Below are 21,623 nucleotides of genomic sequence, written 5' to 3'. Positions count from 1 at the left end.
GGGGTGAGGAGGACCTTTAGCGAATCTGGTGTTACGCCGTAACATTTCGCCGCCCAGCGGGAAAAGGATAAACGACCGCCCGACTGCCCTGTCGGGGCCGGCAAAACAGGTTACTTCTCAAACTAGTAGCCTGCTCACCGGTAAGTTCCGTCCGGAAGCGCACTTCTCGCCCACTGACCACCGCCACTTTAACCGCAACGGCGAAGCCTTCGACCAAGGCGAAACCTTCTCGGGCCTCGATTATAATACTGGCCTGGAAGCAGTAGCGGAAATTAAAAAATTGTTTCCGGGCCAGGAAAATTTAGCCCCTGTAGCCCTGCGTTGGATATTGTTGCACGAGGACGTCAGCTGCATTATACCGGGCGCCTCCCAACCCAGCCAGCTTACCTCAAACCCGCAAGCCCTGGAAGTACCCGACCTCACGCCGGAGCAACGGGAAGGCGTAAAAGTCATTTACGAAGCTAAGATTAAGCCGCTGGTGCATGATCGGTGGTAAGAGTTAACTATTCATTACAAATAGAGATGAGGTAAGATTTAAATCCGATTTGCGCGATTCTGAGAATGTGCTTGTAAAAGAAGATATAGAAGCATATTTTGAGCGGGAAGTAAAACCACACTTGCTGGATGCCTAGATTGACCACGGCAAAACCAAAGTGGGTTACGAAATTAACTTTACCGAACATTTCCACCAGTACAAGCAGCCGCGCAGCTTAGAAAAAATCTGCTAAGAAATATTAGCTTTAGAAGCAGAAATGGACAGGATAATGGCGGAAGTACTAAAATAAAAAACCCGGCTTCGTCACCAGCATCTACTATCTGGGAGAGGAAGTACCGGGACTGCTGCACAAATATATTATATTGTACTCTTAATGAACAAGCAATACGTAGAAAAAGTTTTTTCCGCTGAAAGGATGCAGAAATACTTTGCCGCGCCCCCCCGGCGACGAAGCAAAAGCCTTACGGCATTACCAATGTAATATTCAGATTTCGGAGGCATTATACCCCGTGTTGTCTACTTTAGAAGTAGCTTTACGGAATGCGGTAAACCGGGAGTTGATACATAAATTTGGCGTTTCCGATTGGTACAGTCATTTTTCAACTACTCCGGGCTTAGCCAAATTGAATAAAGATATTACGGGAGCACAGCAACAAATTACCCGTCGGAACGAATTAGTTACTCCACCCAAAGTAGTAGCCGAGCTAACCTTAGGCTTTTGGGTGCGTCTATTTAATGCCGAGTTCGAACGAACCCTCTGGAAAGATTTACGCCGGGTTTTCCCTAATTTACCCAAGGTACAAAAACAGCGAAAAAACGTATCCGCTCCTCTAAATAACTTCCGCAATCTGCGTAACCGCGTTTTCCATAACGAGCCTATTTGCTGGCGCTTTACCCACTTACAGCAAGCTCACCAAGAAATGCGCACCGTATTAGGTTGGATTAATAAAGACTTACCTAGTTGGCTACAACCTATAGACAGGTTTGATTCTGTTTTGCAGGATGTAATAAATAAGTTAAAATAAATGGGCTGGCGCGTAAGTATAAAGATGCTGCTCTAAAATAATCAAGAGAAATTCCAGAACAGAGGAAAGCTTTAAGATTAAAGCTTTTATTATAAAAAAATAGGGAAGGTATTTGGGGAGAAGATTTTAATGTTACCTTAAACTTACCCGAGTGCTGATTTAGTGGGCGATAATAGATTTGTTTTTAATATTAAAGGCAATCATTACCAATTAATTGTTCGAATTGGTTTCAGGCACAAAAATTTAATGGTAAAATGGTTTGGCCCGTATAAAGATTATGACCGATTAGATGCCAAAACTATTTGATATTTACGGTCCTGGTTGAACAAAAACTAACTCTAGTAAACTGTAAGCTTTTAAACCATGAATACATATAAAATTATTGAGAACGATGCGGAATACGAAGCTGCTCTCGCTAGAATAGACATAATTTTTGATGCGAAACCAAACACCGATGAAGAAAAAGAACTAAAATTATTGGTGTTGCTGGTGCGGGAATACGAATCAGAAAAATATCCCATACCCAATCCGGACCCTATTGAGGCTATAAAAACAAGAATGGCAGATCTGGGATTAAAAGACAAAGATTTAATATCCTATATTGGCGATAAAACGGCGGTTTCCCGCATCTTAAACCGGCACCGCGATTTAACCATAGAAATGGCCCGAAAATTACATCAAGGCCTAGGTATACCAGCCGAAATCTTGTTAGCGGAACCCGTACATTAATAATTAAAATCCAGAAGCCGTAGCGAAACAATAAAAAACTGTTCCCGGACCAGAAAAATTTAGCTCCCGTAGCCCTGCGTTGGATATTAATGTTCGAGGCTGAAAGCTGCATTATTCCGGGCGCCTCCAAACCCAGCCAGCTCACCTCTAACCTGCAAGCCCTGGAAGTCCCCGACCTCACCCTCGGACAACTGGAAGGCGTAAAAGCTATTTACGAGGCGAGGATTAAGCCGCTGGTGCATGATCTGTGGTAAGCGGTTAACTAATAAGTTCTTTTATGGGGTATTTAGTATAATCCTCATTTTTAAGTGCCTAAATTTAGAATAATTAAATTTCCTGAGTACTTTGAAAAGATACCGTAGGAATGGAAGAACAAAATATTCTTGAGCAGTTTAAAAGTATAAAAACCTGGCAAAGTAAAGGTACCAGAGCGCCCCATAAACCGCTCTTAATGCTTTTAGCACTTGGTGAAATTCAAAGAGGCAATGCAGGCTTTATACCCTACGCTACTATAGAACCAAGATTAAAAGATTTGTTAGTAGATTTTGGTCCTCCCCGGAAAACAATTTATAGCACTTTCCCATTTATTCGGTTAGCTAATGATGGCTTGTGGCAGTTTAACAAGCCAGAGTTGCTGAACACCAAACAAGATTATACTTCTAAGTATCTTTTATCTAACGATGTGCAAGGAAAATTTCCGGACGAGATAGTGCAGCATTTGAAAAAGAATCCAAGCCTACTAAGTAGTGTTGCCGAACTTATACTGGAGCAAAATTTTCCGGAAACTATTCACCAGGACATTCTGGATGCAGTAGGATTACAAATTACCTTTAATCCATCTGTTTCAAGACCAGTACGGAGACGTGACCCACTTTTCCGAGAAAATGTTTTAAAAGCGTATGAATACCAATGTGCCGTTTGCGGCTTTAGCGTGCGCCTCAAAAATAAGATTTTAGCTTTGGAAGCAGCTCATATTAAATGGCACCAGGCTGGTGGACCAGACGAAGAAGTAAACGGTTTAGCCTTATGTGCCACCCACCACAAGCTGTTCGACCTGGGTGCTTTTACTTTAAATTATGAATTACAAATGTTAGTATCGGATGAAGTAAATGGGCAAGGAGCTAATGAATGGTTAATTCAACACCACGGCAAGTACATTAAACCACCACAGAAAAAAGCTTTTTACCCCAGCCCAAACTTTACGGCTTGGCATGTGAATGAGGTTTTCAAGGGAGGATATAGAGAGTGTTAACTAACAATGAATTCATTATATAATACTTCAACAATCTATTTTAATTTAGAACTGATTACTAGTATAAAGCTCAAAATAAAATATTAAAGAGTTACCATTAAAATATGGATCCAAAAGGCTATTCAAGTTTATACTTTTCCGCAAATCTTGCTTCAATAAAGACGCAGAAATCTTATTTAGGTGCTATTAAAATTTACCTCTTATTATTAATAATAAGTGCGATTATAACCCAATTCGATCCAAAAGAAGTAATTTGGAGTATTTTTTCTGCAAAGCGTTACGGTCATGGGTTAACTGGTATGAACTCAGGTAAAATTATTGATGCTTTAGAAGGTAAAGATATTGGTTGGTGTAACCATGATGGTACCCCTGGCACACCTAACTGGTCCCTTGAACGAGTTAAATGCCAATAATTTATGGATTTTTATTCTTATAAAATTGTCCGTGATTATGGTTTTGCACCAAATCCATTTTTTGGTATTTGTACTTTGGCTAATTGCAAGCCTAAAATTCGAAAAGCTGCAAACATTAATGATTGGATTATAGGAACAGGAGCAAAAGAAATTGGTTTAATCAACCATCTAATCTTTTTAATGAAGGTAACTGGTAAAATTACTTATGAAGAGTATTGGTCTTCACCTGGTTATTCATGTAAAAAGCCCGTTTTAAATGGTAGTTTAGCTCAAATATATGGCGACAACATATATTACAAAAATGAAAGTAATATTTGGTGCCATACTGACTCTCACCATAGCTTTGAAAATGGCTTAATTAATGAAGCAAATCTTACAAGGGCTTTAAGCGGTAAATATGTCTTAATTTCAGATACGTTTTATTATTTTGGTAATAAACATTTTAAAATTCCAAGTGAGTTTATTAGTCTTTGTTGCAAAAGCAGGGATTTTGAAAAGAAGCTTGATTATAAGCTAGGTGAAAGATTCATTAACTGGGTAAGTCAAAGATATGAAAGTGGTATCATTGGTGATCCTCTAAACTGGACAATCTATAACCAATTAGGTTTGTGGTAAAAAATAATAGTTCTCAATATATAAATTTGGTTTATCTTTTTAGAGCAGAAGTCAAGTACCTTTCCAAGAATCTTAACTAAACTCAAATAGGCTATATCTCCTAAGTTCAAATTGGTAGGTTTTCCGGCAATCCTTCTCTAAATTTGCCGGCCAAATTCATACCATGATTATAAAAGAAAAAAGTAATTGGTTCCGGATGTTGTTTGTGTGGCACGGGTCGGTGGTGCCGGAGATTTTCCCGCGTTTGGTGGCTTTGTTGCTGCTTTCTTCGTTGATTGTGTATTTCCGGGGACAGTTTTTTGCGTATAAAATTCCGCTGAACCCGACGCCTTTTACTTTAATTGGTATTGCCCTGGCCATTTTTTAGGCTTCCGGAATAATGCCAGCTATGAGCTTTTCCAGGATGGCCGCAAACTCTGGGACGCCTTACTTATCTCATCGATGCCCGCTCTTTCACCCGTCCAATCTAAGAAAATGACTTACCTGGCGCCATAGCTATTTGTCGTTACTTGCACGTTTGGCTAAATGGAAAAAAAAGCAACTTACTTCTATTATGGGAGACAATAGCCAATTTCCTTTATTATTCGTATCTTCAAGCTATGAAAGTTAAAAAGAAGAAGTTACATATAGATAAAAGTAACGAGGAAAACGATTCTTTAACCAAAGAGGTGTTGGTACGGGCAACCAGCCCTGCCGTTAGAAAAGCTTCCCAGGAAGCCATGAAAATAAAAGGTTTTGTGATAAAAGCCGAAAATGGCTGGGTAGTGCGGGAAGATAAAAACGGTACTATTACCCAATTGTTACCTACTGAACCCGTAAACCGCTCGCGGCCCATTGCCCTCGATTAATTCTACTTTACGATTACGCGTGTTTGCCGGACCGAACGGTTCCGGTAAAAGCACCATTATTAATGCCGTAAAAGCTTACAAGGTTGAAAATAAAAAGGTAGATTTCGGTATTTACGTAAACGCCGACGATATTGCGCAAGCTTTACTTCTGAATAAATTTACTTTTAATACTTATGAGGTTCAGGTAACATTAGAAGAATTTACGCAAATAGCCATTTCTTCTGGCCTGATTAATAATAACTTTACCACAGTTACTTTTCTGGCTTGTTTTAAGCTTACCAACAATCAAATTATTTTACAACATTTAGGACAAGAGACACGGGAACGTCTGGCGCAAATAATTGCTGATTTTCTTCGAAAGAAATTATTGGCAATCCGGAAGAAGTTTTCCTTCGAAACGGTTTTTTCCCACTCTTCTAAATTAGCTATCATGAAGGAAGCTGCCCAAGCCGGTTATAAAGTATATCTTTATTTTGTTTCTACTAACTCGCCGGAAGTAAACAAATACCGGGTAGAAGTCAGGAAAGCCAAAGGGGGCCACGATGTACCACCCGATAAAATTGTAAAAAGATATTACCTTTCCCTGGATTTATTATTCGAAGCGGCTCAAATTGCTTACCAGGCTTTCTTTTTTGATAATTCAACGGATACTTCTGCGCAAGATGTATTTGAACCGTTTGCTCATTTTAAAGTAGTAAAAGGTAAAAAGGTTTGGGACAAACTAGATGATTCGAAAGTTCCGGATTGGTTTATCAAATACTATTCTAATAAGGTTTTGAATGAAGCTAAAAAGCCAGATTAAATTCTCCTACAAACATTAGTGTCCAGGATTATTCTTTGCATTTCTTCTTACTGCTTTTACTTCTTTGGTTATGTCTTCCCTAGATAATGTAGCCAGACTATATTTTTCTGCCAGTTCTATGCTTTTAATTAAATTTTGACGGGTTAATTCTTTACTTACTAAATCTATAAAGTCAGAGAAACTTAATTGGTCCGTTTTTTACCGAACTTATTATATTCTAAGTCAGAAATGGAGATGCTAATGGTTCTCCTATTTTCCTTTTCTATTACGTGAATGCACGAATTTTCTTTTAAGTTGTTCTAAATGGCCAGCGGCCTTCTTAATGGTTGTTAGTATCCAATTGCTCATTTCTTCTTCTAAACTTTAGCGGCGTAGCAATATGTTGCCCGTTTTAAACTATGCGCCTTCTACCAACGGTTAAACTACTTAAGCCAGTAACATTCCGTAGGTTTTTCAAGAATGCCTTCCTAAGTTTGCCGGCCAAATTCTTGCCATGATTATAAAAGAAAAAAGTAATTGGTTCCGGATGCTGTTTGTGTGGCACGGATCGGTGCTGCCGGAGATTTTCCCGCGTTTAGTGGCCTTGTTGCTGCTTTCTTCGTTGATTGTGTATTTCCGGGGACAGTTTTTCGCGTACAAAATTCCGTTGAACCCGACGCCTTTTACTTTAATTGGTATTGCCTTGGCTATTTTTCTGGGTTTTCGGAACAACGCCAGCTACGACCGTTTCTGGGAAGGCCGCAAACTCTGGGGCGCCTTACTCATTGACTCTAGGTCGCTCACCCGTCAGGCGCTTACCTTAACTAATTTACCTGCGCAGTCCGAGCGAGTAGTTTTTTTTACCCGCCTGGTTATTTCTTTTGCCTACGCCCTCAAACACCAACTGCGCCGCACCAGTGCTACCCCGGATTTACAACGCCTGCTTCCCCTCGACCTGGCCCAGGCCGTACAAAAAGTAAAGTTTAAACCCATTCGGCTGTTGCAGGAAATGGGGCTTTGGATACAGCAACTTAAAACCGAAGGCCAGATAGATTCTATCACCCAAGCCGCTTTCGACCACAACCTGAATCAGCTCTCAGCCATTGTGGGCGGTTGCGAACGGATTGCCGGCACTCCTATCCCGTACACCTACAGTGTGCTGCTGCACCGCACCGTGTACATTTATTGCTTTTTGCTGCCCTTTGGCCTGGTTGACAGCATTGGTTGGATGACTCCCATCATGACGGTATTTGTGGGCTACACCTTTATCGCCCTGGATGCTATTGTTACCGAAATTGAAGAACCCTTCGGCGTAGAACCGAATGACCTGCCCCTGAATACCATTTGCCAAACCATCGAAGCTTCGCTGCTGGAAATGATTGGCCAGGAAGCCCCGGTTTTCCCGGCAAGAAAAAAACCTTATTGGGCGGATTAAGTTTTGGGTGGAGAGAGGCTCTCTTAAAAGATTAAATTTTTAAAATTTTCCTGCTGGTAAAAGCTTATCGCCGTACTTTTCCTACCAGAACTTTTACTTTAAAACTTGGCAATCAAAAGGAATCTTCTTAGCTGAATTAAACGAGTGGGCTACAATGAATTTCCATTAAGGATTCCATTCTTTTACTTATTCCAAATCCTTTCCTGGCTTCTATCATTCCTTTCTTTTCCCTTTCAATAGATACCTGTACTTGAGTGAAACGTTCGTAGTAAAGCAAATGTAATAATACTATTTCCCGGCAAAAATTTCGGGTTTACCTCTATTTTCAAAACACTATTGAAGCCTTACTTCTAAATAGTTCGCAACACCTGCCTATAAACGGCTTTCTTTGGATTAGTGGTTATGAAGATAAATATTGCGTTTTAGTGTAATAGCCACTTACCTACCTAATCAAAATAGATTCTTTCAGAATGGCAGATAAAATGGCTTATAACCAATCAGTAACTAAGAATAACTGACAGCAGTTTGGTTGTGGAGGGCCTTCTACGCTACGCTTACACTAGAGCTAAGCTACTCTTAGAACAAAAAAGATAAATAAAGGAGAAGTCAGAAAAGCGGTAGTTAGCAGAACAGACAACAGTCGGAACGACGAGGCCCGCTGGCCAGGAAGCAAGCTGGTTACCGTTCAAATAAGATAGCACCGCTGCCTGAAGACTGGAAAAGATCCCACGAAAATTATTCACAAATTCAAGGTATCCTTCCCCTACCCCCTCCGAAGAAGGACTTTTAAATTGCATCAATACCTTTGACTGGAAACTTGAAAACGCTCTACAGTCAAACAGGTATTAAACTTAAAATAAAAAAGTGCTCTTTAAGCGGAGTCTGATAAAATTTGAATAAAAAATAACATGACGCTCTAACCCTTTACGCGCTCCGCTTCTTCCTGCTCTATTACCACTGAAGCTTTTTGTAAAGCCTGCATCAGTTCATCCAGATCGATCGGTTTGCTAATATAGGCGTTCATACCGGCTTGCATACAAGCTTGCTCGTCTTCGGCAAGGGCGCTGGCCGTAGTGGCAATAATGTACGGCTGCGGACTACCCACCTGCGCCCGAATAGCCCGGGTAGCGTCTAAACCATCCATTTCGGGCATTTGCACGTCCATGAGTATCACGTTGTAGCGGTTTTGTTCGCAGGCGGCGAGCACTTGTAAACCATTCTCAGCCATTTTAACTGCATAACCCAAACGCTCCAGCGCCATCCGGGCAAATAACTGATTAATGGGGTAATCTTCGGCCACTAAAATGCGCAACGGATATTGATTGGCAAATTTTTCCGAAAGCTTATGTTCTGCTGGCGAAGACTGGGCTTCAGGTAGCCTTTGTTCCAGACCATCAATTAATGCTTGCTGTAAAGCCTGGTACTTTATCGGTTTATTCAAGATACAGCTAAAAAGGGTACGTGCTTCCGCATCCAGATCGCTGCCTAAATTACAAAACAAAATAAGCGGCAGATTAGGATATTGCTGCCGCAAAGCCAGGGCCAGGGACACCCCGTCCATACCGGGTAATTGCCGGTCGGTGAGTACCGCAGCAAAAGTTTGTTCTTTCACCACCGCGAGCGCTTCGCGGGCGGATGCTACCACAACGGGTTTATACTGCCAGTAGGCTAGTTGCTGGTGCAGTAACTGCCTAAAAGTGGCATTCGGGGCAACTACCAAAATATTTTTACCACTCAGGCCTTTCTCAAAAGTTATTTTTTCGGTAGTAAGATTGGTAGCCGCTGTTGTAAACAGAGTAAACCGGAAAGTAGTGCCCTCCCCAGGTTCACTAGCAGCGCTAATCTGGCCGCCCATTAATTCTACTAATCTTTTGCAAATAGCCAAACCTAAACCCGTACCGCCAAACTTGCGCGTAGTCGAGGAATCGAGTTGAGAAAAGGCTTGAAATAAATGCGCGGATTTTTCCGGCGAAAAGCCAATTCCCGTATCCTGTACGGTAAAGCTTAGTTCTAATTGGTTATTTTCTAATTTTTGTACCGGCCTTACGGTTACCACAATCTCGCCTTCGGAAGTAAACTTAACCGCGTTGCCGACCAGGTTTATTAAAATTTGTTGCAGACGGCTGTAATCCCCCACAATGTAGTCGGGTAAACTGAAATCGAGATCGTAAAGTAACTCTAATTTTTGCTGGGCGGCCTTATTCGCAAACATGTTCAACACTTCTTCCAGGCATTCCCGCAACTGGAAAGGCTGCTGTTCCAATTCCATCTTGCCCGATTCAATTTTTGAAAAATCGAGCACATCGTTAATGACGGAAAGTAAGTTTTTACCCGAGTGGCTAATAATTTCGGTAAAGTGGCGTTGTTCAGCATCCAGGTTCGTTTCCGCGAGTAAAGCAGTCATCCCAATTACCCCATTTAACGGTGTACGGATCTCGTGGCTCATAGTAGCCAGAAAGATACTCTTGGCCTGGTTGGCTTTTTCGGCTTCCTGACGAGCTTGCTCGGCCTCTTCTTTGGCTTGTTTTTCGTATTCCTGCTGGTCTTGTAATTGCTCATTCAACTGTTTTAAATGAACAGCCTGGCTTTCCAGTTCTTCTTTCTGGTGACTTACCTGAGCCGTACGTTCCTGTACTTGCTGCTCTAGTTTGGCTTGCTGCTCCCGGATAATTTGTAACCGGCTGCGGTAAAAAGCAAAAATGCCTCCCACTACCACCCCGGCTAGCAGCAGCCGGAACCACCAGGTCATCCAGTAAGGAGGAGCAATAATTATTTCTAAAGTGGTGGCTTCCGGATTCCAGACTCCATCGTTGTTGGCCGCCTTTACCCGGAAAATGTAGGTACCCGGATCGAGGTTGGTATAGGTAGCTTTTCGCTCTGTTCCTACGTGGTTCCACTGTTTATCAAAGCCTTCCAGAAGGTAAGCATATTCGTTTTTCTCGGGAATGGTATAACTCAGAGCAGCGTATTCCAGTGCAAAAACGGCCTGGTCGTACGGCAAAGTAATGGTTTTGGTCTGGCTGATATGCTGCTGCAAAGGAGAATTGCCCCCAATATTCACCGATTTATTAAATAAATTCAAATCGGTAAGTATAACCGGCGGCACATTCTTATTATCTACTATTTGCTCGGGCCGGAATGCGTTAAAACCGTTACTACCCCCCAAATATATTTCTCCATCCCAGGTAATCATTCCCGCCCCATCGGTAAATTCGTAACTTTGCAAACCATTGTAAGGACTATAATTCTTAAACGTTTTGTTTTTAGGATGAAACCGGCTTACTCCGTTATTGGTGCTCAACCACAAAAAACCAGCGGTATCTTCCACAATGCTATTAATAACATTGCTGGGTAAACCCTGTTCTTCCTTAAAAGAAGTAAACTTGTTTGTTTTCTTGTTCAAGACGTTTAAGCCGCCGCCCATGGTACCTACCCACAGATTCCCCTGCCGGTCCTCGGTTATGGATATAACTACATCGTGGCTCAGATTACTATTTTCTTTATTGTACCGCGTAAAGGTTTGTGTCTGGGGATTCAATTTATTCAGACTACCCGAATAAGTACCAATCCAGATATTTCCGTTTTTGTCTTGGTACAAAGCCCGGATATAATCGCTACTAAGACTATTGGAGTTGGCCGGATCGTACTGGTAGCGGGTAATTTTTTGGGTTTTAACATCCAGCTTATTTAATCCGCCGCCACCGGTACCAATCCAGATGTTACCCTGCTGGTCTTCCAGTAACCGGAATACCGAGTTGTGGCTTAAATGATAAGGTGTGTTACCGGCTTTATAATGCGTAAAAGTTTTTGTTTTCCAATTGTAGCGGTCCAGGCCGCCATCAAACATACCAATCCAGAGATTGTCGGTTTTCCGGCTCTGCACTAAAGCCAGCACCGCCGCATTCGACAGCGAATTTTTGTTACCAGCTTTAGGAAGCCAATGGGTGAATTTTCGGGTAGTCCGATTAAAAAGATTTAACCCACCCCCGTCCGTACCTATCCAAACGTTATTGTTATCTTTTTCAGCAAAGGAGGATACAATATTAAAACTTAAACTCCCCGGACCCAGGTTATGGCTCTGGAATAAGGTAAACGAAGATAAATTGGGATCGTATTTATTTAAACCGCTGGAATTAGTACCCACCCATAAAATTCCTTGCTTATCCTGGAGCAACGAAATAACAGAATTATGACTCAGACTGGCTGCGTCGTAAGCTTTTTTAGTGTAGCTTTGAAATTGGTTGGTTTCGCTGTCGTAGAGATTTAATCCTTGCTCGGTGCCAATCCAAATTTTTCCCGGGGCAGCATGGGTAAGCGCATAAATGGTATTACTACTCAAATTATGCGGGGCACCCGGGTTTTGCCGGAAATGCGTAAAAGTTTTGGTATCAGCATTGTATAAATCCAACCCACCATAGGTACCCACCCAAACGTTACCATTAGCGGCCGGCAACAGAGCAGTAACATAGTTGTAAGCAAGGCTTTGGTCTTTACTATCGTGGTGCAGAAATTGAGTAAAGGTTTTCGTCCGGGCATCAAAGCAATTCAGGCCATTATTCGTACCAATCCACAAATTGCCCGCGGTATCTTCGGTGATAGCGTTAATACTGCTGTTACTTAAATGGTTTGAATTCCGGGGGCCCGCCATAAACCGGGTAGCTTTCCCCGTTTTCCGGTCGAACAGGTTTAAGCCCGCAATAGTACCTAACCAAAAATTTCCTTTCCTATCTTCAAAAATAGCGGTAACGGCTTTATCGCTGATGGCTTGCTTATCCTTTGGATTTGCCTGGTAATGCACAAAAGTATCGCTGGCCCGATCGTAGCGGCTTAACGTTCCACCGTTGGTGCCCACCCATAAATTACCGGCTTTGTCTTCGTAAAGCGCCATGATATCGCTAGCCGGAATGCTGCCTGGTTTAGTAGGGTCGTGCTGGTACACGGTAAAATTGTAACCATCGTACTTATTTAGCCCATCCATAGTACCAAACCACATAAACCCGAACTTATCTTTCAGAATACACATTACCGTACTCTGGGACAAACCTTGCGCGTTAGTTAAATGAGTAAATTTTAAATCTGGCGCTTGCGCGAAAACGACCAGGGTGCAGAAATAAAAAAATATACTTAAAAGAAGTTGTTTCATCTTACAATTACGGGCACTTTCCTACTTTTCCGCTGAACTTGATTATAACCGGTTAGTATGAATACTTATCTAATCATCAAGGTTTATAGCGTTCCTAATAAGCTACTTAATTCCATTTTTTTACAGATAAAATTTATTTTAAGTATGCCGGCGTGTTTACCTATGAAGCACCAGTTAAAAAGAATCATCTTATCAAATTTATAACGCTATGGGCTACTTAATAAATACTGCCATCAAACAAAATAGTAAACTTTCAAAAATAAGAAGTTACTACTATCTCCGTCTTCTTTTTATACAACTTACTTATAAACACCTAATTTAAATGAATCCATAATTTCTACCGCAAAATCGCTAGATGAATTTCCCTTTTAAGTAAAGTATCTTTCTATAATTCAACTACTATCTGTAAAACAAACTTTAACTGTTCCTTCAGATAAACAGCTATACATTTTTAAAGTGCCGGTATTATTAAAAATATCTCTGAAAAGTTATAGAAATAACGAGAATATCGTTTAAATAATACAAGTCAGGTAAAAGCATCGTAAGCAAAATAGAAATAATACTATATTTAGTAGTTGTTTGAAGAAGATAGAGGTCGTAAAAATTGAAGTTGCGGGTAGATGAATGAGCCACTTTATTTATCCGAAGCGAAACATTTCTATGGTTGAAATCTAAGTTGTTTAAACCTAGGTAATCCACAACAGGTAGAGCTGTTTTCCGAAACCAAAATTTAACTTTTTCGTTTAAAAGGGCTAAAGTTAAAATTGCTAGAAATTGAAAAATAAAGAATGAGTTTACTAGAGATTTTAGTTTATGGTACAACGGGAGCATTACTAGGCCTTGTATTAGCCTCTATAACCAGAATAATTAGCAAAGCTTTGTGGAGAAATAACCTCGTTTCTTCGCTAATTAGTTACATGATGCTTCTTTTAAGTACTATTTTTACTCCGTAACTGTTTAACATAAGTTAAGAACTAGTAAGCATTTTCACTGCCTTTCATTGCTTGCCATACAGTTAATAATACAATCCGGATATCTAAAAATAAGGACCAATTCTCCAGATACCATAAATCGGCTTCAACCCGCTTCGACATAGATTCCGTTTCTTTGGTTTCGCCTCTAAATCCATTTACCTGGGCCCATCCGGTAATTCCCGGAGTAAGGAACTGGCGTACCATGTATTTATCAATTAAAACTGAATAATCTTCGGTATGTTTCAACATATGGGGCCGGGGCCCTACTACCGACATATCCCCTAGCAATACATTAATAAACTGGGGCAGTTCATCCATACTGGTTTTCCGGAGGAAGGCGCCTACTCGGGTTACGCGCGCATCTCCTTTCTGCGTTTGTTTTCTATCCGCATCGTAGTTAACCGCCATGGTTCTAAACTTAAAGCAGTAAAAAGGTCGGTTATCCCTTCCGGAACGTAATTGTTTAAAAAACACGGGGCCTTTTGAATCCCACTTTATCATTAACCCCAAAATAGGTATTAACCAACTTAGCAGACCAGCGACTACCAATAAAGAAAAAACCACGTCAAATATTCGTTTACGCACTTCATTGGCTTTGTTTTCCAGAGGCTCCGTACGATGTGTGAGTAAAGAGAACTTTAGGTTTTTGCCGGTAAATACATTGTGTTCGATAAAATCGTTAATGTCTGGCACTAATTTAAACCGGATCATCAGTTTATCTGCTTCTTGCATCAACAACTTTATCCGACTTATTTCTTTATTGGGCAAAACGCAGTATACTTCCGATATACCCGTTGTTTTCATATAATTAAAACAATCCTCTATTTTACCCAACAACTTTTGGCCTTCTAATACCGGTGGAACATAATCATCAAAAATCCCCTCTACTTTATAGCCTAATTGAGGATTCGCATTCAAGTATTTACTTATTTCCCTACCCGCCCGGTTTGCTCCTAAAATTACAATGCGGGTGCGTTCTACCCAAAATCTTCGTTGAGCCCGCCTAAGCGCAAGAAAGTAGAATTTCCAGGCTACTATTAAAAACGTAATAAATATGGAGGAAAGAATTAAAAACCCAGGAGAAAAATCCAGAAAGAAGAAGTAATTACTAAGGGTGTAAATAGAGATAAAATAAAAAAACAAAGTAAGCGCCGTATCTTTCATTGTAGGACCAGCATCCCGTTTTAAAACGTTGCTATAAAGTCCAATTAATTTAGCGCAGTAAAACCAAAATAGATTTAATATAAGGAAGTTTAACTTATGCAAATCGGATAGACTATTTGTTAAAGAAATGGTGCCATCCAAGTGTAGAGCTAATATGATAGAAAAATTTAAAATCAGGTAGTCTATAATGATATTAACCCATTATTTGCTGAAAATCAGCGCAAATTTACACTGGCAACAAATTATACTTTTATATATTTTATGGTTTAGTCTGGTTATTTTCTCGCCTTCAAAAATTAATTCAAAACTTTACCTCGTAATAAAGAAGGCGTAAGAATTTAATAATTCCGGATTCTACTACAAAGGAATCAAGTTGAAATAAGGTATCAGGGGTATCGCTTTCCAATAAAATATTCTGGTTTATATAAGGCAAGCCTGGCTCCAAATTTATTCTTTACCAGATTTTACTAGTACTGCTAAATACTTTTATTCCATAAGCAGTAATCAATAAACCTAACAGGGAAGCAGATATCATCGATACTAGTAAATCCCAGATAAAATATTGCGGTTCTATTCCTACCCACCATCTTAAAGTAATAATTAACAGTGTAAGTAGTACGGTAATAAACCAGAAAGATTTTTTTTTGTTATTTAGTCCCCGGGACATTTTTTGGGTGGGCAAGCTTAGAACCACTCCTATAATTATTATCTCCCCTAAAACGGAACTTACCCGATCAAAAAAAGTAGATAGCAGCATGTAGTGATTAAAAACTTCGATCCATTCTGATAAAAATGGTAGCCTCATAGCCAATTTCCCACCGGGATGCGTGAAGCTATCCCAGGTAAGATGCGATAAAACCCCCATTAAAATAGAAGCTATAACCAGCAGGTAGTGTTTCTTGAAATAACTGAGCCAATCAAAAGTTTTAAAGAACAGCAATTTTCTCTTCAAAAATAAGGGCAGGTTATCAATGAAAGGGTCCCGAACTATTTGGTGAAAAGCAAAACTCAGCAGAACAGCTAAAGGTAAATTAAAGTAAAAAATAGCGGGCCAGGTATGACTGAAACCATCGTGAATGCTCATCCGGAAGAACTTTTCAAAATCCGGCACGATGCTGCCGATTACTAACCCGGTAACCGATCTTAATTTTTTAGGCAAATAGTAAAGCGGTAAAACAACGGCGGGATGAGAAAAGGTAAAAGGCATGCTTTGATTTTTTTTTATAATAAAAATAGCGGTTCAGTTTGATTTACTTTCATTACTGTAGCAGGCATGGTGCTACTCATATTGTTTTACTTGGAGCCGGTTCCCGGCTCCAGGCAGCGGTGCTGATGCGATGGAGCCGTAACCCGTTTGCCTCGTGGCCGGCGGGCCTCGTTTGGCTTTTCCGGGCGGGTCTAAGCTTCCTTTCCTCCTGGCGTCGGAATGCCTGCGGCACCGGAACCTTAGAAGGCCCTCCACCGCCAAACTGGGGTCAATTCTTCTTAGTTACTGTTTTTATAATTTCTCCTTTATTTAACTTTTTGATTTAAGTGTATTTTAGTTTCAGTGAAAGCATAGAAAGTACTTCACAGCCAAACTGGTATTAGTTTTTCTTAGCTACAGTTTATTACAAAAGATAGTTATGGTATCCGAATGGCCCGTTACGACTTATTTCTTTCATTGGGTCTAATGTCTTTTTCAAAAGCATAGCAATTAAACTAAAAATTTTAATTGTTAAACGTACCGGAATAAATCTAAAATTTAAATGGGCCTAAAGTTAGGAAGGGATTTTGAATGATGAATCTATTTAGAATTTTAAGTCTTAAGGTAAGCATTCCCTTTAAAAGCTAAATTCATTCAATCCGCTGGTAAAAGCAATTTTGTGGCGCGAGCGTCTACGCTCGTGGCTATAATTTATACCAGTTAGTAAATAGAAGGTGCCATACAGAGTCTTGTCGCGTTTACGACGGCTTTTCTTTGGAGCCTTTTTAAGTCTCCAAAGAGAGGCTGAGAAAGCAGTAACTGCTCTTTCTAGGGCAGCTACTTTTTACTATTTGGTATTAGTAGGCCTCTGGCCGAGCCAACCGATAGACTTTCTTTAAAATTTAAATTTTATATTTCCACTGGCCAGAGGTCGGAGAATGAGAGAAAACGGTCGGGACACCCGCGCCAGAAATGCTTTTACCAACAGGACTCAACTGCTCTACTCCCTGGAAGCTAACCTATTTAAATTCTGTTCTTGCTGTTGTAGGCGTCCGTGTTTGTGGATTCTTATGGGCTGGCCTTAGCCAGCGTTAGCGAGATGCCTACCCCTAATCGTTACAAACGAGGACGTTTGCGATAGTACCTTTAAACCACAACCGCGGGCGTTCGCTATAGACGCTTCCTTCCTTTTTCAAGAGTACTTAATAACCTACCATCAGCAGAGCCACTTCTCTCCGAAAGTATTCAGCATTTACTACCAATCAAATGGAAATAAGCAAGACTTGCTTCCTAATTTTACTATCTCTATTTGGTAGAACTAATAACTACTGGCAACGGACACCCGTTTGGCGATGGAGAGCCTTCTAAGGTTGCGGTGCTTGAGCATTCTGCTAAATTAATTGAGGTAAGGAAAAGAAGTAGTGCCGCCTCCCCTCCCCTGTTTTTAGGACTACGATTAGGACAGGTAATTAGAAGAAGTATCTTTCCTGCGTTTTCCTGGTTCCCGTTTGTAACTGGGAGCTTTCTATTTCGTCCGTTTCTAACTGGCGGAACAATAATTTATATTCGCCTGTTCGCCTAGTTACGTGTTTTGCGCCTCCTGACAGTTGTAAACTGGCGGCTATCAGTAGTTCCCAGTTGAAAACGGGAAACAGGAACTGATAAGAAAATAAGGGTTCTAATCGTTAGTTTTTAGGAGAAGTGCCCAGAGGGCAGAAGGGTCAAACGAAACCCGCCGGTGCTGGCAAACAGAGTACTGCTCCACCGCGTTAGCACCGCCAACTGGAGACTTGAGAAGGTTCCAAGTAAAATAATTAAGAGTAGCCATCCACTCTTTATATTTCATTTTAGAATTTAATAGGATTCCCAACCATCTCTGCTCTTCTTAAATCCTTCCAGGCATACTTAAAAACATATTCTAAAAACGAAATAGATAATACGTACTTCGTTATACTTCCTGCTTTTGCCCCTGAATGTGCCGGATAATTTTAACGGCGTGCTCCCGCGAGTTTTCGATGAACCAAATGTGGGTATCCATGCCGCCGCAGATAACTCCCGCCAGGAATACATTTCTTAAGTTGGTTTCCATAGTTTCAGGATGGTAGTACGGGTGGCGTTTAAAATCCGGCGACAAAGTAATCCCGAAATTTTGTAGTAGGCCAAACTGGGGTTGGTAGCCGGTCATGGCTAAAACGTAATCGTTGGCTAAAGTAATCTTTCCAGTTGGGGTTTGCACCTCTACTTCTCTTTCCCGGATTTGCGTGAGGTGCGATTGAAAATACGCTTTAATGGAACCTTCGGCAATTCGATTTTCCAGATCGGGTTTGGTCCAGTACTTGATGCGGCCCAGTTCTGCTTCCCGGATAATCATGGTTACCTCCGCTCCTTTGCGGAAAGTTTCCAGGGCAACATCGGCCGCCGAATTGTTCGCGCCAATTACTACTATCTTTTGTTTGTAATAAAAATGCGGGTCGAAATAATAATGCCTTACTTTCGGGAGATCCTCGCCGGGAATGTTGAGTAAATTAGGCACGTCGTAGAAGCCAATGGCAATAATAACGTGTCGGGCCAGATAGGTGGCTTTAGAGGTTGTTACCTGGTACCTTTCTCCGGCAGATGTTAAAGCTACTACCTCCTCGAACAAGTTAACGTTGAGCTTTTGCGAATCGGTTACCCGGCGGTAATACTCCAAAGCTTCGGGCCGGTTAGGTTTTGGCTGGATAGAGGCAAATGGAATTCCCCCAATCTCCAGGCGATCGGCCGTGGAGAAAAAAGTCATGTTAAGCGGATATTTATACAAAGAATTTACCAAGCACCCTTTCTCCACGATCAGGTACGAGTATCCGGCTTGCCGGGCTTCTAAGCCGCACGCCAGCCCGATTGGTCCGGCGCCAATAATAAGAATATCGAAGGTATTTTGATTCACGGTGCTATTTTACGGTTTAAACTACGAAAGCAGTCATTAGGTTTTCCGTATTCCTGCAGATAACCATAACAGCAAAATTTGATAAGATTCCTGTTTAAACCTAATAAATGCTTTTCTTCCTCTAATTATTTCGGATAATAGCCTTCATTACAAACTCTAAATAGAAAAATTAGGATACAACATTTCCTTTCTCATCCAAAGGTAAAAAAGGATTAAAAGCAATTTCCCATAAAAATCCGTCCGGATCGGATACATAGCTGCTGTAACCTCCCCAAAATACCTTTTGGGGCCTTTTTACAATAGTAACGCCTTTGTTTTCTAACTCTCGAATTAATTTATCTACTTCTTGTTCACTCCGCAGGTTATGAGCCAAGCTAAAACTTTTAAATCCTCTATTGTCGGCGGCAACTCCGGCATCGGCAGCTAACTCGCGGTCCGGAAAGAGCGCGAGCTGCATGCCGTTCAGTTGAAAAAATACGATACCTTCGTTACTGGCGGGTAGTCGTCGCCAGCCAAAATTTTGTTCGTAAAACTGGGTAGATGCGGCTAAATTGGTTACTCCTAGGGTAATTAGTGTAAGACGTGGTTCCATTATTATAAGAGTTTTTTATGTGTTAGATACGTTTAAAATTTTGGTGGCATTAGATTTTATATAAAAAGATGCATAAACTGTTTTTAACTTCGAGCCTTTTCAAGTCTCCAATGAACAGTGCTGATGCGGTGGAGCCGTACCCTGTTTGCCTCGTGGCCGGCGGGCCTCGTTTAGCTCTCTCGGACGGTTTAGCGAACCTTGGCTCACTCCGTTGCGCCATGCCTCCTGCGTCGGCACCGGAACCTTAGAAGGCCCTCCACAGCCAAACTGGTGTTAATTCTTCTTGGCTACCTTACTAACTAGTTCTAACGGTTAGAGAAATCGAAATAGTAATCATCACAAAAAACAAGAAAAATGTTTTTCCAAATTCTTAAACTATAACTGATAATTGAATAAGCAGTAGCTACCAGCAACTAACACCAGTTTGGCTATGGAGGACCTTTTAGCGTTCCGGTGCCGACGCAGGAGGCAGGGCGCAACGGAGTGAGCCCAGGTTCGCTAAACCGTCCGAGAGAGCCAAACGAGGCCCGCCGGCCACGAGGCATACAGGGTACTCATCAAACAAGATAGCACCGTAACCTGGGGACTGGAACAGGCTCCAAGTTAAAACAGTTTAAATAAGTATACTTTTTATAAAATTATTCCCCTATCCTTCCGTAAGAACAGTTTCCGGAACGGTTGCAGGCTGCTTGGCTTGGTAACTGGCCAGAGACCGCATGGCTAATAACAAACTGATTAAAGTTAAAACTGCCCCCATCAGGAAAGGAGCGCCCGGAAAGTAAACCGGGGCTTTTGCCGAGGTAAAATACGCGAACAAATTAGTCATGAGCGGCGGGCCCACAATGGAAGTTAAGCTAATGAGACTGGTTAAAGCTCCTTGCAGTTCCCCTTGCTCATTGGCCGGAACCTGACCCGAAATAATACCTTGTACCGCCGGACCAGCAATTCCGCCCACACAATAAGGCACCAAAAAAGCAAACATCATCCAGCCTTTGGTAGCGAAAGCAAATAAAATAAAGCCAATGGTGTATAGGGCCAGTCCCAGGTAAACCGAACGCTTAGCCCCTAATTTAGGATTTATATACCGGATTAAGCCCCCCTGCACAATGGCGACCAAGGCGCCAATGGCTCCCAGCGAGTATCCTACCCAAGCTTCGTTCCATTTAAACTTTTCCATAGTGTAATACGACCAGGTACTTTGGGTAGCGTGCGCCCCGATGTAGATAAAAATTAAACAACTTACTAAGCCGAGAATTACCGGGTAACGTTTCAGGTGTAACAGCGATCCAACGGGATTAGCCCTTTTCCAGCTATAAGGCCGGCGATTTTCCGGCGCTAAAGATTCCGGTAGAATAAAGTAGCCATACAACCAATTTATAAAAGTAAGAGCTGCCGCCGCCAGAAAAGGAACTCGCGGCCCAAACTGCCCCAGAACCCCGCCAATAACTGGTCCGATAATAAAGCCCAAACCAAAAGCGGCTCCTACCATGCCAAAGTTCTGCGCCCTTTTTTCGGGGGTACTAATATCGGCAATATAAGCAGCGGCGGTAGTCATGCTGGCGCCGGTAATGCCCGCAATTAAGCGACCTACAAACAACCAGGCCAAGCTAGGAGCAAAAGCCACAAACAAGTAATCCAAACCAAAGCCAAACAAAGAAATCAGTAAGACGGGCCGCCGCCCATACCGGTCGCTGAGGTTACCTAATACGGGAGAAAACAAAAACTGCATTACCGAAAAAGCAAACATGAGCCAGCCTCCGTACCGCGAGGCATCGCTTAAGTTGCCATTAATTAAGTGAGTGATTAGCTTGGGAATTACCGGAATGATTATTCCGAATCCAATAACATCAATAAGAAGTGTTACAAAAATAAACCCGAGGGCTGCTTTGCGTTTACCGGCCATAGTTTTACTTTAAAAATCTAAAATAGATGCTTGCCCCAGGAAATAAAAAGTATTTTCGGCAAATTTTCGGAAGCTGCCGGCGAAAAGCAGAAGTTACCGGTGCTTTTACTGGCAGGTATATTGGTAATGAAGTGGCTATTT

16 protein-coding genes and 2 pseudogenes are annotated in these 21,623 nt (G+C 41.5%); 12 read left to right on the top strand and 6 right to left on the bottom strand.

The genetic code is table 11. From position 1 onward, the window contains the following. Positions 1 to 28: 28 nt before the first annotated feature. From AHMF7605_RS23705 to AHMF7605_RS23640, 12 genes and pseudogenes are all read left to right on the top strand, one after another. The gene (locus AHMF7605_RS23705) at positions 29 to 496 is read left to right on the top strand and encodes an aldo/keto reductase (RefSeq protein WP_233219237.1); all 468 of its coding nucleotides are present in this window, start codon (positions 29 to 31) and stop codon (positions 494 to 496) included. A 428-nt stretch (positions 497 to 924) separates the two neighbouring features. Next, complete coding sequence (locus tag AHMF7605_RS23695; protein ID WP_106932458.1) at positions 925 to 1,521, top strand: Abi family protein; 597 nt, start codon at positions 925 to 927, stop codon at positions 1,519 to 1,521. 153 nt (positions 1,522 to 1,674) lie between these two features. Beyond that, positions 1,675 to 1,827 (top strand): annotated as a pseudogene (locus AHMF7605_RS31215) (type II toxin-antitoxin system HigB family toxin); the annotation flags it as partial. A 57-nt stretch (positions 1,828 to 1,884) separates the two neighbouring features. Then, complete coding sequence (locus AHMF7605_RS23685) at positions 1,885 to 2,250, top strand: helix-turn-helix domain-containing protein (RefSeq protein ID WP_106932456.1); 366 nt, start codon at positions 1,885 to 1,887, stop codon at positions 2,248 to 2,250. Positions 2,251 to 2,288: 38 nt separating this feature from the next. Next, positions 2,289 to 2,504, top strand: coding sequence for an aldo/keto reductase (locus AHMF7605_RS23680; protein WP_262512395.1), 216 nt, complete (start codon positions 2,289 to 2,291; stop codon positions 2,502 to 2,504). Between the two features lie 110 nt (positions 2,505 to 2,614). Further along, positions 2,615 to 3,502, top strand: coding sequence for a phosphorothioated DNA-binding restriction endonuclease (locus tag AHMF7605_RS23675; protein ID WP_106932454.1), 888 nt, complete (start codon positions 2,615 to 2,617; stop codon positions 3,500 to 3,502). A gap of 104 nt (positions 3,503 to 3,606) precedes the next feature. After that, the gene (locus AHMF7605_RS23670; protein ID WP_106932453.1) at positions 3,607 to 3,915 is read left to right on the top strand and encodes a hypothetical protein; all 309 of its coding nucleotides are present in this window, start codon (positions 3,607 to 3,609) and stop codon (positions 3,913 to 3,915) included. A gap of 3 nt (positions 3,916 to 3,918) precedes the next feature. Beyond that, entirely contained in the window at positions 3,919 to 4,530 is a 612-nt protein-coding gene (locus AHMF7605_RS23665) for an Nmad2 family putative nucleotide modification protein (RefSeq protein WP_106932452.1), read from the top strand. Positions 4,531 to 4,693: 163 nt separating this feature from the next. Then, a pseudogene (locus tag AHMF7605_RS31280) lies at positions 4,694 to 5,025 on the top strand (hypothetical protein). Between the two features lie 104 nt (positions 5,026 to 5,129). Continuing rightward, positions 5,130 to 5,378, top strand: coding sequence for a hypothetical protein (locus tag AHMF7605_RS23655; RefSeq protein ID WP_106932451.1), 249 nt, complete (start codon positions 5,130 to 5,132; stop codon positions 5,376 to 5,378). Further along, positions 5,365 to 6,180, top strand: a complete 816-nt coding sequence (locus AHMF7605_RS23650; protein WP_106932450.1) for a toxin — start codon at positions 5,365 to 5,367, stop codon at positions 6,178 to 6,180. The genes AHMF7605_RS23655 and AHMF7605_RS23650 overlap by 14 nt, the downstream gene beginning before the upstream one ends. 493 nt (positions 6,181 to 6,673) lie before the next feature. Further along, on the top strand, positions 6,674 to 7,594 hold the full coding sequence (locus tag AHMF7605_RS23640) for a bestrophin family protein (protein WP_106932449.1): 921 nt from the start codon (positions 6,674 to 6,676) through the stop codon (positions 7,592 to 7,594). A gap of 916 nt (positions 7,595 to 8,510) precedes the next feature. Here the strand turns inward: AHMF7605_RS23640 and AHMF7605_RS23635 are convergent. The 6 genes from AHMF7605_RS23635 to AHMF7605_RS23600 all read right to left on the bottom strand — a co-directional run bounded on the left by AHMF7605_RS23635 (position 8,511) and on the right by AHMF7605_RS23600 (position 21,482). Beyond that, positions 8,511 to 12,737 carry a hybrid sensor histidine kinase/response regulator gene (locus AHMF7605_RS23635; protein ID WP_106932448.1) on the bottom strand — a complete coding sequence of 1,409 codons (4,227 nt, stop codon included), beginning with the start codon at positions 12,735 to 12,737 and terminating at the stop codon, positions 8,511 to 8,513. 974 nt (positions 12,738 to 13,711) lie between these two features. Further along, the gene (locus tag AHMF7605_RS23625; protein WP_262512394.1) at positions 13,712 to 15,052 is read right to left on the bottom strand and encodes an undecaprenyl-phosphate glucose phosphotransferase; all 1,341 of its coding nucleotides are present in this window, start codon (positions 15,050 to 15,052) and stop codon (positions 13,712 to 13,714) included. A gap of 277 nt (positions 15,053 to 15,329) precedes the next feature. Beyond that, positions 15,330 to 16,082, bottom strand: coding sequence for a DUF4184 family protein (locus tag AHMF7605_RS23620; protein ID WP_106932445.1), 753 nt, complete (start codon positions 16,080 to 16,082; stop codon positions 15,330 to 15,332). Between the two features lie 1,927 nt (positions 16,083 to 18,009). After that, entirely contained in the window at positions 18,010 to 18,987 is a 978-nt protein-coding gene (locus AHMF7605_RS23610; RefSeq protein ID WP_106932443.1) for a YpdA family putative bacillithiol disulfide reductase, read from the bottom strand. Positions 18,988 to 19,156: 169 nt separating this feature from the next. After that, on the bottom strand, positions 19,157 to 19,579 hold the full coding sequence (locus tag AHMF7605_RS23605; protein ID WP_106932442.1) for a VOC family protein: 423 nt from the start codon (positions 19,577 to 19,579) through the stop codon (positions 19,157 to 19,159). 646 nt (positions 19,580 to 20,225) lie between these two features. Then, complete coding sequence (locus AHMF7605_RS23600) at positions 20,226 to 21,482, bottom strand: TCR/Tet family MFS transporter (protein ID WP_106932441.1); 1,257 nt, start codon at positions 21,480 to 21,482, stop codon at positions 20,226 to 20,228. Between the last annotated feature and the right edge of the window lie 141 nt (positions 21,483 to 21,623).

Origin of the sequence: Adhaeribacter arboris (assembly GCF_003023845.1) — a bacterium.
Lineage (GTDB): Bacteria > Bacteroidota > Bacteroidia > Cytophagales > Hymenobacteraceae > Adhaeribacter > Adhaeribacter arboris.
The sequence above is the reverse complement of the archived record's forward strand: the minus strand, read 5'-3'. Positions and strand labels throughout refer to the sequence as shown.